17 protein-coding genes and 1 tRNA gene are annotated in these 18,146 nt (G+C 45.4%); 6 read left to right on the top strand and 12 right to left on the bottom strand.

Going from position 1 to position 18,146, the window contains the following annotated elements; all coding sequences use genetic code 11:
- Positions 1-244 precede the first annotated feature (244 nt).
- A complete protein-coding gene (locus KKE17_15550) occupies positions 245-1,789 on the top strand; it encodes a methylenetetrahydrofolate reductase C-terminal domain-containing protein (GenBank protein ID MBU1711413.1) in 1,545 nt (514 codons plus the stop codon).
- Here KKE17_15550 and KKE17_15545 read toward each other — a convergent pair.
- Entirely contained in the window at positions 1,765-2,316 is a 552-nt protein-coding gene (locus KKE17_15545; GenBank protein ID MBU1711412.1) for a hypothetical protein, read from the bottom strand. The genes KKE17_15550 and KKE17_15545 overlap by 25 nt on opposite strands.
- 564 nt (positions 2,317-2,880) lie before the next feature.
- Between KKE17_15545 and KKE17_15540 the strand changes: the two genes are divergently transcribed.
- The 5 genes from KKE17_15540 (at position 2,881) to KKE17_15520 (ending at position 7,267) form a co-directional block, all read left to right on the top strand.
- Positions 2,881-4,299, top strand: a complete 1,419-nt coding sequence (locus KKE17_15540) for an amidophosphoribosyltransferase (GenBank protein ID MBU1711411.1) — start codon at positions 2,881-2,883, stop codon at positions 4,297-4,299.
- A 54-nt stretch (positions 4,300-4,353) separates the two neighbouring features.
- Positions 4,354-5,325, top strand: coding sequence for a KpsF/GutQ family sugar-phosphate isomerase (locus tag KKE17_15535; protein ID MBU1711410.1), 972 nt, complete (start codon positions 4,354-4,356; stop codon positions 5,323-5,325).
- Positions 5,326-5,595: 270 nt separating this feature from the next.
- Positions 5,596-6,162: a 4Fe-4S dicluster domain-containing protein gene (locus tag KKE17_15530; GenBank protein ID MBU1711409.1), complete on the top strand. Its 567-nt coding sequence runs from the start codon at positions 5,596-5,598 to the stop codon at positions 6,160-6,162.
- Between the two features lie 14 nt (positions 6,163-6,176).
- Complete coding sequence (locus tag KKE17_15525; protein ID MBU1711408.1) at positions 6,177-6,602, top strand: hydrogenase iron-sulfur subunit; 426 nt, start codon at positions 6,177-6,179, stop codon at positions 6,600-6,602.
- Positions 6,599-7,267: a methylenetetrahydrofolate reductase C-terminal domain-containing protein gene (locus KKE17_15520; protein ID MBU1711407.1), complete on the top strand. Its 669-nt coding sequence runs from the start codon at positions 6,599-6,601 to the stop codon at positions 7,265-7,267. The genes KKE17_15525 and KKE17_15520 overlap by 4 nt, the downstream gene beginning before the upstream one ends.
- Before the next feature lie 139 nt (positions 7,268-7,406).
- Here KKE17_15520 and KKE17_15515 read toward each other — a convergent pair whose 3' ends face one another.
- From KKE17_15515 to tpiA, 11 genes are all read right to left on the bottom strand, one after another.
- Positions 7,407-7,967 (bottom strand): biopolymer transporter ExbD, encoded by a 561-nt coding sequence (locus KKE17_15515; protein ID MBU1711406.1) that lies wholly within the window; start codon positions 7,965-7,967, stop codon positions 7,407-7,409.
- Positions 7,968-8,167: 200 nt separating this feature from the next.
- Positions 8,168-8,812, bottom strand: coding sequence for a MotA/TolQ/ExbB proton channel family protein (locus KKE17_15510; GenBank protein MBU1711405.1), 645 nt, complete (start codon positions 8,810-8,812; stop codon positions 8,168-8,170).
- Positions 8,813-9,018: 206 nt separating this feature from the next.
- Positions 9,019-9,921 (bottom strand): hypothetical protein, encoded by a 903-nt coding sequence (locus tag KKE17_15505; GenBank protein ID MBU1711404.1) that lies wholly within the window; start codon positions 9,919-9,921, stop codon positions 9,019-9,021.
- Complete coding sequence (locus KKE17_15500; protein MBU1711403.1) at positions 9,921-11,390, bottom strand: hypothetical protein; 1,470 nt, start codon at positions 11,388-11,390, stop codon at positions 9,921-9,923. The genes KKE17_15505 and KKE17_15500 overlap by 1 nt, the downstream gene beginning before the upstream one ends.
- Positions 11,391-11,456: 66 nt before the next feature.
- A complete protein-coding gene (locus tag KKE17_15495; GenBank protein ID MBU1711402.1) occupies positions 11,457-12,665 on the bottom strand; it encodes a hypothetical protein in 1,209 nt (402 codons plus the stop codon).
- Positions 12,662-13,642: a hypothetical protein gene (locus tag KKE17_15490; GenBank protein ID MBU1711401.1), complete on the bottom strand. Its 981-nt coding sequence runs from the start codon at positions 13,640-13,642 to the stop codon at positions 12,662-12,664. Before KKE17_15490 ends, KKE17_15495 begins: the two co-directional genes overlap by 4 nt.
- A 344-nt stretch (positions 13,643-13,986) precedes the next feature.
- Positions 13,987-14,871 (bottom strand): sel1 repeat family protein, encoded by an 885-nt coding sequence (locus KKE17_15485; protein ID MBU1711400.1) that lies wholly within the window; start codon positions 14,869-14,871, stop codon positions 13,987-13,989.
- Positions 14,872-15,359: 488 nt separating this feature from the next.
- Positions 15,360-16,121, bottom strand: coding sequence for a carboxy-S-adenosyl-L-methionine synthase CmoA (gene cmoA, locus KKE17_15480; protein ID MBU1711399.1), 762 nt, complete (start codon positions 16,119-16,121; stop codon positions 15,360-15,362).
- Positions 16,122-16,416: 295 nt separating this feature from the next.
- Positions 16,417-16,502 (bottom strand) — tRNA-Leu (locus tag KKE17_15475).
- A 186-nt stretch (positions 16,503-16,688) separates the two neighbouring features.
- Entirely contained in the window at positions 16,689-17,087 is a 399-nt protein-coding gene (gene secG / locus KKE17_15470) for a preprotein translocase subunit SecG (protein MBU1711398.1), read from the bottom strand.
- A gap of 29 nt (positions 17,088-17,116) precedes the next feature.
- On the bottom strand, positions 17,117-17,872 hold the full coding sequence (gene tpiA / locus KKE17_15465; GenBank protein ID MBU1711397.1) for a triose-phosphate isomerase: 756 nt from the start codon (positions 17,870-17,872) through the stop codon (positions 17,117-17,119).
- Positions 17,873-18,146: the final 274 nt, after the last annotated feature.

Raw genomic sequence — 18,146 nt, 5'->3', positions numbered from 1 at the left:
GCGAGAAAGTGAAAACCTTTGCCCATGGTTTTTCAGCCTGAAGGACTTTATGATTCTCCAGGAATTTGATCCATATTCAGCATAATTGCCTTTTATGCATACTCGAGATGTGTCATGATGATCAAGCATTTATCATGAAAATTGATTGTGATACCCAGAGATTATCATGATAAATTGATAGTATGTAGTTTTGTTTGACAAAAAAAATCTGTAATTCTCCGGAAGGCTGTGTGTTATCCAGATTATGACTACAAAAAACAAATCGACTTTTGCCGATTATCTTCGTGATCCTGATGATTTTACCCTGACCTTTGAGCTGGTCCCAAGCAGAGGCGGTCGGAGCAAGGAACATGCGCGAACCATTGCCCTTGCTAAAGAAATTGCTCTGGATGGACGGATCCGGGCTGTGAGTATTACTGAAAATGCCGGCGGTCATTCGGCGCTTTCGCCTGAGGTTTTAGGCATTGAAATAAAGGCCATGGGGCTTGAGGTGATTATCCATTTCTCATGCAAGGATAAGAACCGCAATCAGATGGAAAGTCTGCTTTTTGGCTGGGACCGGGAGGAGATGCGTAATCTGCTGGTTATTACCGGGGATTATCCACAAGCCGGGTATAAAGGGTTTCCTAAGCCGGTATTCGACCTCGGTTCGGTTCATGCCCTTGATCTTATATCCCGACTGAATAAAGGCCTTTTCAGCGAACGCAATCAGAAGCCGAAAAACTGCCATATAAAGCCGACGTCTTTTTTCAATGGTGTTGCCGTCTCACCATTCAAACGCCTGAGGTCTGAGCTTATACCGCAATATTACAAACTGCACCGCAAAGCTGCGGCAGGCGCAGATTATGTCATCACCCAGGTAGGTTTCGATGCCCGGAAGTTTCAAGAAATTCTTCTGTACATGAAGCAGAACAATCTTAACCTGCCCCTGATCGGTAATGTCTTTATTCCAAATCTGGCGGTTACGGAAATTATGTATAAAGGAGGGATTCCCGGATGCATAATTACCGAAAAACTTTATGAACAGATAATTGGCGAGAGTAAGTCGCCGGATAAGGGGCGGAAGGCAAGATTGGTCCGTGCGGCAAAATTATTGTGTGTCCTGCGGGGCTTGGGATATAACGGCGCTCATATCGGTGGCCCGGGTTTGACTTTTGCGGATATTGATTTCGTCCTGAATGAAGCTGAGGCGTACTATCCGGATTGGAAGAGTCTTGTTTCAGAAATGTCCTACTGGTATGAGGCCGGTTGTTATTATTTTCAAAAAGATCATCAGACCGGGCTCAATAGCGATCAACTGGCGGTTGAGCACAAAGAAAAGGCCCCCTGCAGCATTGCATATACATTGGCAAAACTGTTTCATGATCTGATGTTCGAGAAAAAGGGGCTATTATACATGCCGATGAAGAGCACCTGTGAAACATTGGGCATGGGCAGGATGGCTCCGGCCTGGGTACGGTTTGAGCATCTATTGAAATTTCTCGCGTTTGAATGCAGGAATTGCGGTGATTGCGCCTTGCATGATCTTGGATATTTATGCCCCCAGTCAGGATGCGCTAAATACCTGTTGAACGGACCCTGCGGCGGCAGCCGGGATGGTTGGTGCGAGGTCTTTCCCGGCGTGAAAAGATGTTTCTACGTACGTTTATATGAAAGGCTATTAGGGTGCGGCAGGGAACAGACGATGAAGGATGGTTTTGTCCCCCCACGAAACTGGTCGTTAAATGCTACCTCTTCCTGGTTGAATTATTACCAGGGAAGGGATCACGCTGCTTCAGAACAAGGTTGACGATAGGCCTTTGTTATCTGGATTATCTTGTAATACATATCCAGAATATCAAAGGAGATGCACGGATTGTTCAATCCAAGCACTTTTTCAGGAACCCAGAGGCCCATAGAGATCATGGCGCGAACATCAACCTGGATAATCACTTCGTCTTCTGTCATCATCACCGAATCAATAAGATAAGCACCTTCAGCCCGGGCAACCGGTGTACCGTTTTCATCATCTTCCTGGATATCGACAAAAAAAGGATATCGGATCAAACCGCTTTGCATCAGATAAAAGATATGCGCAGGATTATCCGGGGTATCGGTGTCGGGAAGGAGGATGTAACGCTGGTATTTAATTGCGGGAAAGGCCTTTCCTTGCCGGATAATATCTTGCAAGGCCTCAAGGCCTGTGACCGGTTCGTCAACCTTGTAAAGATTCCAGCCGCGTCTTGCGAAGAGCTCCGCAAAGTCAATACCCAGTGTATTAAGTGCAGCTGCTTTGTCTGAATGATATTCCTGTTGTTGATAGACTCTCTGTCCCATGGTCGTCTCCTTGTTTTATGGCATCCACTTTTCTCAAACCGTCTGAGTCTTCCTGGCTTTGTTTTCTTTTAACTGCCTGCAATGTGGTGGTTTTTTTAAATCCAGTGACATTTTTTGGCCATTTTATGTCAAGAGTTGTCAGTCTGTCAGGGAGTTAGTTCAGCTATTTTTTTGTCTGTTCATGGTTGATTTTTTTCTTAACTACTTGTTATCATGAATTTTTTGTTGGCCTCCCGGCGTCTCCCATGGGTTCTTTTTTTGTGTCTTTGAAGGGATAACCGAGGTTTGTTTTGTTTACTGTTGATATCATTCAAGATTTATACCAGTTGGCAGTGAACAAATACCCTGCTGGCAGGACTGTGAAGCACTTCCTGTATTCAGGTGCAAAGGTATGGGCAGGAAAGCGGGTTTGGGAGAAGTGAAAAAAACATTTTAATCCGTATCAAAAAAGGGTATATTTCCTTCTTTTTTTCTAGCGCAAATATCATTTTCCGTCTTTCTGCTTTTAATACTTACTGTCGGGATGAGTTGTTAAGATTGGAAAATTACAATGAGGATTTTTTTATGACTCAGGGTGAAATATCAGACCGGCCCCGGGAAGAATGCGGCATCTGCGGTATTTTCGGTCATAACGATGCGGCAAAATTAACTTATTTTGGCCTTTACGCCTTACAACACCGGGGGCAGGAGAGCGCCGGGATTGTTACTTCAGACGGTAATAAAATGACTCAGCACAAGGAAATGGGACTTGTGCCGGAAGTTTTCAGCGAAGATGATCTGCAGAAACTAATCGGGCATTTGGCAGTTGGTCATGTCCGATACTCTACCACCGGCGCTTCAGTGGTTGGGAATGCACAGCCGTTTACCGCAACCCATATGGGAAGCTGCATGGCCGTTGCCCATAACGGCAATCTGGTCAATATCCGACAATTGCGTGATGATCTCGAAAAGAAGGGTTCCATTTTTCATTCAACAATGGACAGCGAGGTTGTCATGCACCTCATGGCCCGTTTTTCAGCCATGGGTCTGGAAAAGGCTGTTGTTGAAACCTTCAAGCAGATTAAGGGGGCTTACTCTATTCTGCTGATGACCAAGGATAAGCTTATCGCCATCAGAGATCCTCAGGGATTCCGGCCCCTCTGCCTTGGTAGAATCAATGGCGGCGCCTACATCGTTGCTTCGGAAACCTGCGCTTTGGATCTTGTTGAGGCCCAGTACATTCGAGACGTAGAGCCCGGGGAAATCTTGATAATTGATGCAGATGGGCCGAGATCTTTGTATCTTCCCAAGGAAGGGCGGCATAGCTTCTGTATTTTTGAACATGTATATTTTGCGCGTCCTGACAGTGATATTTTTGGTATCAACGTTTATGAAAGCCGAAAAAGAATGGGCGAAATTCTTGCTGAAGAATGCAAGCTGGATGCGGATTTTGTCATGCCCTTTCCCGATTCAGGCAATTACGCAGCTATCGGTTATTCTCAGGCCTCGGGTATTCCTCTGGAAATGGGAATGATCCGTAATCATTATGTGGGACGGACATTTATTCAGCCGACCCAGTCCATGCGTGATTTTTCTGTAAAAGTAAAACTGAACCCGGTACGTTCGTTTCTCAAGGATAAACGAGTGGTTATTATTGAGGATTCCATTATCAGGGGCACCACCGGTCGCAGCAGGGTTCGCTCTCTTCGTGAAGTGGGCGTCAAGGAAATTCATATGCTGATCAGCTGTCCGCCCACCAGGCATCCGTGTTTTTATGGCATAGATTTTCCCACCGGCGGTGAACTGATTGCGGCATCGAAGACAATTGAGGATATCAGGCGTTTTCTTGACCTTGATACGCTTTATTACCTCAGTCTTGAAGGTATGGTGAAGGCAACCGGCATGAATAAAGACACATTCTGTCTGGCATGTTTTAACGGGGATTATCCAGTGCAGCCGGACCTGGAATTCCATAAGCTTGCTTTGGGATGCGGCGATACCTGAGCCGCAACTTTGCATTTTCATCCGGTAAAAGACTCTATCAGATATTTGTGTGACATGGATATAACTCAAGCAAAAGAAGTCTTAAGAATTGAGGCCGAAGGGCTTTTTTCACTTGTCGATAAGATCGGCAGTGATTTTGAAAAAGCCATAAGCCTCATTATGGAATGCCCCTCCCGGGTAATCATCTCCGGGATCGGCAAATCCGGCATAATCGGCCAGAAGATTGCCGCGACTTTGAACAGCACCGGCACCTCATCTTTTTTTCTGCATCCGGTTGAAGCAATGCACGGCGATCTTGGGGTAGTGGATCCTCGCGATGTGGTGCTGGCGATTTCATACAGTGGTGAAACCGCTGAACTGAATTTATTACTCTCAAGTCTCAGGAGCCGTGGCACAAAAATTATCGCCATGACCGGCAATACAGAATCAAATCTTGCGCAACTTGCCGATGCGGTACTGGATATCGCTGTTCCACGAGAAGCATGTCCTCTGGGGTTGGCGCCCACTGCAAGCACTACTGCGTCCCTTGCCATGGGCGATGCCCTTGCGGTTGTTCTGCTGCAGAAGAAAAAGTTCAAGGCCAGTGACTTCAGGAGGAATCATCCCGGCGGCAGTCTTGGTGAACGTCTCAAAGTCAGTGTGAGCGAGGTGATGATCATTGATGATTTCATTCCGGTTGTTCATGAAAAATCAATGTTTTCCGAGGCGATTCAGGTTATGAATGACAAGAACCTCGGGGCGGTTCTGGTTGTCTCAGCTCCGGGCAAGCTGGTGGGAATACTTACTGATGGAGATGTCCGGCGTCAGTTTATCAAGCATAATGCCTTGATAAAAGTTGAAGTAAGCGAGGTCATGACCCGCAATCCCAAGTGTATTAATCAGGATAAGCTGGCTGCGGATGCCTTAAGCATCATGCAGCAACATGAGGTGACGGTATTGCCGGTGAAAGATGATAAGGGTTCGCTGGTCGGCATTCTTCATCTTCAGGATTTACTCGGCAAAGGGGAGTTCCGTTTTCTGGTTTAAGCGGGTTGAAATCGTACAAGCAATCTGTAAGAGTTTTTCGTACAAGTAATTGCTCAGAATATTGACAAATGGACTTGTTTTGGGTAGCATTCAGGGTCGAATCAATCAGGATCAGCCAAGCCCGCTCTAGATTTTTCAAAGGCATGTATAGGCTTTCCTCTGCAGGTTCATCCCTTGTGGTATAACTATCGTTTCAACGTTGACCCAGTTACTGCCAGCCAGGTTGCAATGGATTTAGGCGGAGAAAATATTTTTTAAAAGAGGAAGTATATGGGAATCACCAGCAAAGAAATAAATTCAGCATTCAGTGCTGAAGTAACCGCTTTACCGGGCGGCGAGTACTTGAATCGATGTTTTTCCTGTGGCGCCTGTAGTGGTATTTGCCCCGTGAGTCAGGCGATACATGATTTTGATCCGAGAAAAATTATCCACATGGTCCGCATGGGACTCAAGGATAAAATACTTGCCTCAGATCTGCTTTGGTTCTGCTCTAAATGCCGCAGCTGTGTTTTTGTCTGTCCCCAGGATGTCAGGTTTGCCGAGATCATGGCAGCCCTTCGTCAAATGGCATTGAAAGAAGCGTATATCACCGTACAGGATCTCGTTGACAAAGGAAAAGCGGCATCGGTGGACAGGGACAAATGTGTGTCCTGTCTTACCTGCGTCAGAGTCTGCCCCTGGAGAGTTCCTGAGATAGATGTTAAGGGGTTGGCGGCTATTGATCCAATAGACTGCAGGGGATGCGGGATCTGTGTCGCGGAATGTCCTGCACAAGCAATTAACTTAAATGAGTCTGAAGATGAGCGTCTGATTGCCGCCTGCGGCAGCGGACGTTGAAAACGGAGATGCCAATGAGTGACTTTACTCCAAATATTCGTGCTTTTTGTTGTCATTATACCTCCCAGCAGATCTGTGCTGAAGGAGATGAAGGTTTAAACCGTGAAGGTTTTCCCAAAAGCGTAGCAATCGAAAGACTGGTTTGTTCCGGTAAACTACAGGTAAGTGCCATTTTAAAGGCTTTTGAAGATGGAGCTGACGGTGTCTATGTCGTTGGCTGTCCGGAAGATAAATGCCATAATCTCATGGGAAGTCAGCGAGCTGCAAAACGTGTTGGCGCGGTTAGGAAAGCCCTTACGGAATTGGATGTGGAAGCCGATCGTGTAGAAATGTATCACCTTGAAAGAGGTTTTCATCCGGAATTTGTTGCAGCCGCCCAGGAAATGGACCGGAGGATTAAAGAAATGGGCCCCAGTCCCCTGAAGGGAGGAAAGAAATGATCATTGCTGAACGTAAGCCGATAAATGAGATTATGGAAATGGTTAAGGATGTCAAGCGCGTCCTTGTCCTTGGCTGCAAGGGCTGTGTGACGGTTTGCTCTGCCGGCGGGGAACGTGAAGTAGAGATACTGGCTTCGCTGATTCGTCTTGGCGCCAACAAACAAGGCAGAACGGTAGAAGTTACTGACGGTGCTCTGGTAAGACAGTGTGACAAGGAATACATCGATGGCCTTGATAACTGGAAAGGCAAGTATGATGCCATTGTTTCAATGGCATGCGGCGTTGGTGTGAATTTTATAGCAAATCTGAGACCGGAGACAATTGTTTATCCCGGTGTAAATACAAGTTTTTTGGGCGGTTCAGCCGAACAGGGGGTCTGGTCCGAACAATGCGCCGGTTGCGGCAACTGCATTCTGCATTTAACTGGTGGGCTTTGTCCTGTTGCTCGTTGTGCCAAGAGCCTGATGAACGGCCCCTGCGGCGGGTCCCAGGGCGGCCGTTGCGAAATTAATCCCGATGTGAACTGTATCTGGCAGTCTATCCATGACCGCCTGGAACGTACCGGCAAGAAAGAGGATATGCTCCGTGTTGCTCCGATTCGAGATTGGAGCACTGCCGGTCACGGTGGTCCAAGAAAGGTTGTTCGTGATGATCTGACGGTCTAAAAGAATTACATATTGTTTTTACAAAAAAAGGCGGATGCAATTATTATTGCACCCGCCTTTTTTTGTTTGGTAAAGACTCTTACGGATTGAAGCTTCACAAAGGAGGAAAGCAAGACTCCGAGTTGCGGTGAATGTTTGATTAAAATTCAGGAGGAGGGGTTTCTTTCTTATCGACGAAAACCTTCCACTTAACCGTAGGGTCAATAACGTTTTCTTTGATCAGTTCCTGGATCGCAACATTTACCTGGAAAATTGTTCCGTAACGGGCTCGGTGGTCGGCAATAAGACCCACCCTGGGCATTTTGAACCTGTTCGCACTTTTGTATTCCTTGATATCGAGGATAAGTTTCCGGTAGGCCTGGGATTCTTCAGTGGGCAGAAAAAGTTCTTTGCCTTTAACCGGATCATAATAGTCGGCGTAAGTTGCGTCAGGGGCATTGATATTAAAGCCGGTAAGGACGTGTTTTTTCTTTTCACCGGCAAGAATTGATACTCCGGACAGCTCATCGATAATTACGGTGATTATTTCATTGTTTTCTTTGTTCACAACAAGGTCAGGGTTTTTATCGACCTTGGGAGGTACAATAATATCTTTCTGTACCTTGAATACAATAAGGGTTTGTGAAATAACAAAGAAAAAAAGCAGAATAAAAATGAGATCCTGGAGATTCAGTTCTTCTTCTTCAATCAATCGTCTCATGGATGGCTAACCTTGATGGCGTCGTAAAAATTTGCTCTACTGCGTCGTAGCCGGGTTCGCGAAATGCTCGACATACCATGTGTATGCCTCCGCTTTCGCGGCACCGTTACTTCTTGTATATCAACTTTTTACTTAGCCTCCTAAAGCGGTACGATGTACTTTTTATAAGCCCATCAACCATAATTAGTGAAAGAGCTGGATCATTTTTCGAAGTCATGTTGTCTTCTGCCGAAATCTTTGTATAAAACTTCAATGGGAATCGATGCGATTTCCTCACCGATCATGCCCATTTTGGAAACAAGGTGGTGGCGCATGATCGAGCCGATGATTTTAAGGCTGACGCCGGCAAGACTGGTGATAATCGCGATCATAATGGATGCCTGCAGTGCGGCAAAGCTTTCAGGGGTCATCTGGCCTTGAGCAAGCATGGTATTGGAGGATTCTCGGAAAGCCTGGATCAGACCGAGCAGGGTCCCGAAAAAACCGACGATCGGCGCAATGTTTGAAAACAGGTTGATGGTGTTGATGCCGTCGATGTATTTATCGTTGATGTTTTCTACTTTTGCCCGGAAATATTGTTCGAGCATAAATGGCTGTTTAATCGCATTGGGTATGATGGCGCCGATAATTTCACTCAGGTAGTTGGAATACCCGGTCACGAGTTTTGCAGACTTTTTTTGAAATTCTTCAAAGTTGCCTTGTATTGAAGGATCTTTTAACACGTGAATCAATTTTGATCGTTGAACAGGATCGTAATAACGCGACCTGGTCAGCTTGAATACACTGTAATAAATCCAGTTCACCACAAGAATTATTGCCGTGGTATAGAGGACAAACATGGTCAAAAGACTCATCCTGTGCACCAAAGGCACAATAAATGAAGCCAGGTATTGAGAATCCAGTATATCCCCTTTGTAAAGGCTAAAAATTGTTAATCCTACGGTACAGAAGAGGATTACCCAAATGTTCAACTGGTTGGTTTTGAATAAGCTGATTTTGATAGCCATTGTAGAATCTGGCCCCCTTTAATTCCTGACGCTGTGTTAAATGATTATTGTGTTAATCCTTGGAATGCCGGCGAAGGATAAACGGTTATACCCTCTTTTATTCCCTCGATGAGCAGGTGGTTCCTTGTTGGATCGGGATACACCTGGATGGTACTTGTGTAAACCTCCTGGAGGTTTACAAGGAGCTGATATTTTCCTGCAGGCAGATAGATGCTGAAGATGTCTGTTGGTACGATAGAGCTGATTTTGCCTTGAATACCTTTCAGAAAATCACTCTCAGCAACATATAATGGATATTCCATCTCCATTCGATCTGTACTGAATTTAACCGTTTCCGGTTGAAGTTTCTCAAGGACAGTTACTGATGGGGTGCCCATTTTGCTATGGAAGGTAACCTTGACATAGGGAGATTCACCTAAAGCGAGATTGGCTTCTTCAATCCATTCCTGAACTGTACGGGGGTTTTGAAAACTGTCAATTTTAAGGGTGAGTGTCTGTATGTCGGGAAAGACTTTTTTTGCCTTATCGATATAATCTTCCGCAGCAATGGCATTTCCTTCATAGGCTCTGGCAATGCCTGCAAGTGCATATGTTTTTGCAAAGAGTTCTGATAAATTTGATGTTTCGTGGTTTTGCCCAGATGCCACATTAACTGCATTGGCCGTTTCCTGGCCGATGGTATGAATGTAGAAAGGGAATTCAATTTCTTTGTAGAGGATGTTTTCGACTTCTTCAATCAGCAGACGTTTGGCCCATGGATCTTCAAGTCTTCTGATTTCCTCGACAAGTCGAGTGATATCAGACATGGTCCAGAGGATTTTGTCGCGAAGCAGTGAATCAATCGGCGGTGTCGTAGTGTCTCCTGCAAGAGCGGACCCGGCAAACACGGCAAATAGAACATAGGCGATGACAAGTTGAATGCCCTTAAGTAAAGTTTTCCTAGTCATTATTTACCCTCCTTAGCGGATTGTTGCTTACTAGTATCCGAGGATTTTTCCGCACAAAGTGGTCCGTATAATCGTGTGATCTGTCCAGCCCAGGTAATTTCACCGAAACCTAAAAGAAAAGCACTGTATGTGTCAAGGGTGGTACAAAAGTCCTCGCGGTAGGCAGGGTCGCGGGATTCATATTTATAGGTAATATGGTGGAAAGCCCGATAGGCCGTTGTAAGGCAAAGCCCTTTATATTTATTGTAATTTGTCAGGCTGCTTCGAGTCTTCGGAAGGCCAAATTCTGAACGGGCGATTTTTGATGAGGAATCAGCAACTCTCAGCAGGTCATGGAGTTTTGTCTTCCAGTCAAAATCAGCGGTAAGGAGCCCTTGCCGCAGGTCAACCACACCATGGTGGTCCTTTTTTTCCCAAAGGAAATAAAGCAACCCCGAGAGATTACGGCCATAATTGACCTCGATCATCTCGATGAGTTTATCGGTGTCTGGCTCAAAATTGTATGTCGGGCCTTCAATGTTCCTGCCCCGGGATCCGAGAAGTTTCAGCGCGTCGCTTGCATGCTGGTATCCCATGCTGTAATAGGAAATTTTCTTTTCCTTGTCCTCACTGATGATCCATTGGGTGAGATCACTGATTTTTTCTTTGAGTACAGACTTTGCCTTCAGGCTTCCGGCAAGTGAAAGTCCCTTTTTGTAATGCTCAAGGGATTGAACAAATTTGTCTTCTGTCGCTTCGGTCTGGTCGTATTCTTCCTTTGCCCGGTCTCCCATGAATTTGTAAATACCGGTTACCGAGTTACCGTCAAAATAAGTCGACTGATACAGGTCTTTCATCCAAGCGGAAACCGTTTCAATATTACCCTGCCGGGTTTTATTTTCAGCATTTGCAGGGACAACATCGGCGTACCGGTCGGCAATCATGCGGGTCTTTGCGGTAAGCCAGCCGACAGAGGTCTTATCGCCCTTGGTGAGTCCGTCAATAAGGGCCTTGTAATAAGTAATGGTCCAGCTCATGATCTGGTCAGACAAGATATCTTTGCGAAAATCTTCCTGAGCATGCTTTTTAATAATTGCGTCCCACATTTCACCGAGCGCGAGTTTCTGGCGGGCGAGACGTTCTTCGTTGCTCATTTTATCATTAATCGATGCAAAATGGGCTTTGCCAAGTGCAAAAGCAGTTGAAGGGAGATAATACGTATGTACGGACCATTGAAGGGAGTCAATTGCCTCATCAAGGAGGGCGGGGGGGCCGCCTTTTTGGTAGAGGTTGAATTTTGCCTCGCCGCAGTAGAAAAGGAGCCGGTCAATATATTCATCCTTTTCAATTTCCTTTTCCTTTTGACTGCAGAGGGCAGCAAGTCCTTCAAAATCTTCTGCGAGATATTTCTCCCTGAATTTGGAGACATCAAGAGCATGTGCAGGAGTTGTAAAGAGAATCAGCAGCAGAATACAGATGAAGCGACTCATTGGCGGTAACTTTTTTCTCTTTGGTTTTATGAAAACATACATTGTCATTTCCTTCAGGATCCAAGGTCAGTTATTGATTTGTTTCCAGGCTTCCATAATTTGATTCTTTGAGCATCTGAAAATATAGTTCCGGTATCTTATAACTTTTTTATCAGGGATTCCATAACAATTGGCATTTAAATGAGCTAACGGGCCAATATTATCCATTTTTTGCAATCTTCCTTGGAATTTTTCTTCAAGTATGAAGTCAGCAGGTCCACTCTTTTCTAATAATGGAATTATATCATCCAGGTTGATTTCATCTTCGGCCTCACGCTGAGCAACATTAATTGTCAGGGCGGCAGCTTCCACTATTTCCTCATCTTCTGGTCTTGCAATCCGTGGTTTCGTGCCCAGGGTGGAGAGACTTGAAGTTGTGGGGATTTCGTCACTGATTCCTCTTTTTGGTGTGGTTGTTGCAAAGGAGGCCGGCAGGTCTCCAGGACCATCTGAATCGCTTCTTGCCTGAACTTTGAACCCGGAAGCAGCCTCAGAATCAACCGCCCGGCGCTGCACGGTGCCGAGATTAGTCATCGGGGCATCGTCAGATCGCCTTGCAGTGGAAGTTTCAAGCTTATTCATCTCTTTGTTGGCAAGTTCGTTTCGTTTATTGGTTTGTATTTTGGTAAGCGGCGTCTGTTCCTCGCGCATTAACTTTTTCTTTTGAAGAGAATCGAGCTTTGGGGCCTCCGGAGGATCGAGGCGCCTTTGTTTAACCTTTGGAGGTTCCTGGGGGGGAATTGCTTTCTTGATTGGTTTGGGCTTTTCCAGTTTGAGCGGCTCTTTGGGTTTTGGAGCTTCTTCTTTTGGGGGTTTTGGTTTGGCCTGCAGGGCTTTTGGCGCGGGTGGCGGCGGCTTTGGAGCATCAAGCTCCGGCGCAAGCATCTGAGTCATGGTTTCCTGGATTTTATGCTGGATGTCGCCGATATTGGTGGCGAGCATGACGAGCAGAGCTGCCAGGATTATATATCCGTAGGTTGTGGGGTTGGAAAAAATTTCCCGGAAAAATTGAAGAAGGATCCCAAATATTCCCTGAAGGTCTCCCTGCTCTTCTTTCTTATGAATTCTGGTCAGAGAAAGATTGCTGATGCCGACCGCTTCGTGTTCCCAGAGAAAGGCAAGTGCGGTAATATCAAAGGAGAAAAAAATGTCAGCACTTTCCTCGTCGGTAAGTTCATTGAGAGGAAGGGGTATTTGTTGAGGTGTTTCCAGTTGATCGGGATTTTTGTCACTCATCGGGGATTCTCGATCATCTCCTGAAGAACATTGGCCCCGGGCAGTTGGTAATTAGTCCAGGCATAGCCGGTGAGAATTCTATAAAAGCGGTAACGATAATTTCCAGCCAAACGATGCACTACTGCCTGGCATCCTTTATTATAGACAACCAGGCCGTAACCTGCATAAAGGCCGACCACTTTATTGTCTTTGCCGGGAGAGAAAAAAACCACGTCGCCGAAGGCAATATCCAAGGAGTTAACGATTTCATAGCCGATGCCGGCGATATATCCTTCAAGATCGTTTCCTTCGACCTTGAGGTCAAAAGGGTAATTCTTAAGAAGGGTCTTTTTAAGGAAATCCGCTCCAGTGCAGTTTTCGGAAACTTCCTGGCTGTTAAGGACTTCCATCAGGGAAGCATAAAAATCATTTGCCATGGTTTTGACCAGGGCTTCAACTCTTTTATCAACGTCGGGAATTTTTAAGCCGCATGGGCCTGAAGTGATAAGCATTTCCTCTTTTTTGCCAATACCGTTTTGAGGATCTGCAACGGGAATTTCTACTTCAAAGAGACAGGTTCCGGATTTGTCGGAAATAGTAAATTTTGTTGGGGAGTTAGAGGAGAAAAGTTGATACGCGTTGTCAGTGTTTCGAAAGAGTTTTACGCCTTTCTTTTTTTCCTGATTATCCAGCTGTTCAGCAAGTGCCTGATAGCCTGGTTGCGCAACAAGTGAAGCTTTTTCAAAAGTCTTTGAAATTCCCTGCATAGCCGGCGACACGGGAGCGGGTTTTGCTTCAGGTTTATGTACGGCTTGAGGTGGCGCATCGTCTTTGTCCAGAACAAGCGTTCGTTTCATTTCCGTGCTGGAACCGCCGCAACCTGCTGAGATCAGCAGTGCACCGGCGGAGAGGGTAAGCAGCAAGTGAAGAAAGTAAAAGGGAAGTTTCGTGAAAATACGTTTTCTTAAAGGGATAGTTTTTCCGGATATGATAATCATAATAGAACCTATCGCTGTAACCCGATTGTCCACATAAGAATAACCAGTATAACTTTTTGAGAATTCAACTAATTCTCTTCCTGGATTTCAGCACAACTTTTCAATTCAAATGAGTGCATAAGGGGTATTGGATTTTGAGATATGTAAAGCAATAGTTACAAGGTGATTTAAATACGATTGTAACTGATGCAACTTATTTAAATCATTTTATTTATAGCGTATAAACCTTGTGTCAGTCAACCGAAATATAAACGATTTTTGGGCGAGAGAGGATAAGAAGGCCAATAATCTTTGTCTGGTTAATTAATGAAACTCCCTGCGGGCAGGAAAGCAAAGACTCAGCACTACGGGGAATGCACTTGCTTTTCCTGTTCATTCCCTTTGCTGCTCATGTTTTTGAGAATTTCCAGATAGAGTTTTTTGCTTTCAAGGATTTGATCGCGGGTCAGGGATTCACTCATGGAGTTTCTCCAGGCCACTATCTCGGATTCTCCATCCTTGACCGCATGGTTTACCCAGGCATATGCCGCGATAATATCGTGATCCACGCCTTTGCCGATAAAATACATCTGCGAAAGCAGGAACTGCGCCCTGCAATGACCCTGCATTGCGGCTTTTTCCCACCATGATGTTGCTGTTTCATAGTTCTGTTTTCTGCCGAATCCCCGCGCATACATATCGCCGAGATTATATTGAGCCTCGGCATATCCTTTTTCAGCGGCCTGGGTCCAGAGGTCTGCAGCCTTGGCAAAATCACGGCTGACTCCGGTGCCATTGAAATAGAGCGTGCCTAAATTGAATTGTGAAGGGGTGTGGTCCTGGTCTGCGGCTTTCCCCCACCATTTGGCGGCCAAGCTGTAATCCAACGGCCTTCCTTCTCCCATGGCGAACAGTTTTGAAGCTTGTTCATCCTTGTGCTGAACGCCTTTGCCTATACAATAATAGATCCCAAGATCGTACTGGGCGTTGATGTTTCCTTGTTCCGCTGCCTTAGTCCACCATTTGACCGCTGTGGCGTAATCCTGCTTAACTCCATTGCCTTTACTGTACAGAGAACCGAGATCATACTGGGCCTGGACGTGTCCATGGTGGGCGGCCCTTGACCACCACTTGGTTGTTTCGAGGATATTTTTTTCAACACCATTTCCTGAAAGATACATCTCGCCGAGGAGGTATTGCGCTGCCGGGTCCTCAGCATTAGCGCGTATACTGATGGATTCAGGATCCATTGCATTATCTCTGGCAGAGGATTGTTGTAAGTCAAAGAGGAATAAAACGACTAGCAGGGGCAGAAGGAGAGAAAAAAAATAGGTAGGGTGGCAAAATTTCAAGAAATCATTCTCCACATGGAATCAATTATCCCATGAAGTACCATCAAGTTTAACATACCAACAAATAAAAAGTATACCCCATTTATCCGAGTCTGGCATGAATTTATTTGGAGCGTTTGCAATCAGAAAGAAACTGAAAACCCTTCGGTTTCGTATACTGTTGGTTAAACTAAACTGGCTCATCCTTTTCTATGGTGAAAATTCGCAGTCTTTGCCTCAGAAGCGTAATTAGAACCAATCCAGGTAATCATATAGGTACCCCTCTCATTTAATGATGATTTGGGGCCGGAAGGTGAAAAGCAGTACAATTAAGATAAGGGGACTCATGTAGGCCCACCACCGGAATACAAAATTGCGGAGGCTGGCATGAAGGGATTAAAAAAAAGTCATTTTGCACCCTTTCTGGCAATATAGCCGCAAAAATTGTACCACTTGAAAAAGATCTCGCAGTGGTCAAAACCATTATTGAGCAGGAGTTCGGTATTTTCCTGGATCCGGTAGGGGATAAGAACATTTTCCAGGGCTTCACGTTTCTGGCTGATCTCGAGCTTACTGTAGCCATTGGCTTCCTTGAAATCGTAATAATATTTAATGAAGTAGCGGTTAAGCAGCGAATCCTGGCTCAGAACCTTTTCGATGAGGATAATGCAACCATTGGCGTTGACGCCTTTGGCGATCTGTTTGATAAGGCTCTCCCGCTGCAGGGGGCGCACAAACTGCAGGGTCAGATTCATGATTATTACCGAAGCGTTTTCGATATGGACATCCTTGTTGAAGTCAGCCTGCAGGAGATTGAACTCGTGCTGCATGCCGTGTTTGTCCATCTTTTCGCGGGCCTTAACCAGCATGTCCCCGGAATAATCATAGCCAACCAGTCGGACTCCCTTGGCAAGAATCTGGTCCAGGAGGATGAGGGTCGTTCCGGTGGAACAGCCCATGTCGTATACATTGGTTCCTTTAACCGCAAAATCGTTGGTAAGTTCAGCCAGCATTCGCTGCATTTCAAGATAGAAAGGCACGGAACGGACCAGCATGTCATCAAAAACAGAGGCTGTTTTTTCGTCAAAGCTGAAGTCGCCGATCAAACGTTTTGGGGTTGAGAATATTTTGTCGGATTCTTTGATGTCAATCGTCGGAGTTCGCATCATTAATTTCCTGTTTTTTTACTTTGGCAGATTCGTCCTCTGGATTAAGCCTTGCACTCTATGTATACACTCAACAAACCTGACTAGTTAAGGGAAATATGTTGGGCACATCGTGAAAATTAAAATTTAATCAGACTGAGATGCACTGCAGGGCATGGAGACAGTATTGACTCAGGTGATTTACCCTCTTTTTCCCTGTATTTGATTGTTGTGTTTTTTTGTAGTATGCCTGATTTTTCCATATCCACAAAAGAAAAGGGGCTGTAATCATTTAAGATTAAAGCCCCTTTTAAAAAAATGGTGCCGAAGGCGAGAATCGAACTCGCACGACCGTAGGTCACTACCCCCTCAAGATAGCGTGTCTACCAGTTCCACCACTTCGGCAACAATTTTGATACTCTCGTAAAAAAGTCGGTTACTGAATTATCGTCTCCAATAATTTCTATAAGTTAAAGGCGGAATACGCGTCCGACGAGTGCTTTCTGCGAGTCCGACAATTTTGTTTTTCACTATTTATGAATTGTCATTATACTGACTGACAATTATTCGTTGAGCCACTCCTGAGTTCGTTTAATGCGATGAGGATTCAACGGGAAACTGAGCAGGTGCAGCGCCTGTATTTTCCGCATCCGCAGTAGGCATCGGAATCGTAACCGGCCCTTGTTTTTCAGCAGGAGTCGCCAGCGGAGCCTCAATGGGAGGAGCTGCCTGTTGTATTTCAGTCATGACTGAGCCGGAATCCCTGTGCGAGGAAAGGTAGGCAAGGGATATCGAAGTCATCATAAAGATAACCGCAGCGCTAGTGGTGATCTTGTTCAGCAGAGGCAAAGGGCCTTCTGTACCGAATACCCCCTGTCCTGAACCGCCGAACGTCGCTCCTATATCAGCGCCTTTGCCATGCTGCAACAGCACTATTACAATCAGGAAAAAGCAGACGATGATATGGATAATTGTAAGTATTAGGGTCATTTGTAATTTTTTTAAGTTATTTCAATATGTTAATTAAAATGTATGATCCTTGAAAAAGAATCTGCCTTCAGTGCCGCTCCACCGACGAGCGCCCCGTCAATATCTTCCTGGTTCATCAAAAGATCTACATTGTCCGGATTGACGCTGCCACCATACAATATTCTTATTTGGCTAGCAATATTTTTCTCAAACAGTTCAGACAGGAGTTTTCTCAAGAAAGCATGAGCTTCCTGGGCCTGCTCAACGGTTGCTGTTTTACCTGTGCCGATAGCCCAGACCGGTTCATAGGCAACTACTATCCGATCGGCATTGGTGATTTCGGCATTCAATAAGCCTTTCTTGGTTTGGGTTTCAAGGACTCCAAAGGTTTTACCGCCTTCTCTCTCTTCTATTGTTTCCCCAACACAGAGAATGGGGGTGATGCCGAATTTAAGGGCTCCTGTTATTCTTTTATTAATGATGCTGTCTGTTTCACCGAAAACATGCCGGCGCTCGGAATGACCGACCAGCGCCATGCTGCAGCCGAATTCTTTGAGCATCACCGGAGATATTTCGCCGGTGAAAGCGCCTTTTTCCTCCCAGCAGATATTCTGTGAAGCGAGAATAACCTTCGAGCCCGCAAGGACATCCGCCACCGCAGCAAGATGAGTGAAGGGAGGAGCAATCATTACATCCCGGTCACTCACATCAGCGCTCGCTCTGGCAATTGTCTGAGCAAGTTCCTTGGCCTCCGCGATACTTGTGTGCATCTTCCAGTTTCCGGCAATGAGAGGTCTGCGGGGCATAATAAGCTCCTTTGAAGATTTATCTCTTTGGTTTTGGACCGATGATTATTTCGATGTAAATTATTCCTTTATAGACCAAGAAAAGAATTCCACCGATTATCGCCCCCATAAGTCCATGATCTTGTATTGCCCGCCAAATAAAATCTTCCATAGCCTCCTCCTTCTGGTTCAGGTTGAGGGGAAGAGGCATCTCAAGTGGAGGAAAGAAATATTTTAATCGATTACCAGAATGAACCTTGCTTTTTCATCTTGATATGATAAAAATATTTTCCAT

It is taken from the genome of Pseudomonadota bacterium (assembly GCA_018823135.1).
Lineage (GTDB): Bacteria > Desulfobacterota > Desulfobulbia > Desulfobulbales > CALZHT01 > JAHJJF01.
This window is presented reverse-complemented; position numbering and strand designations above follow the sequence as displayed.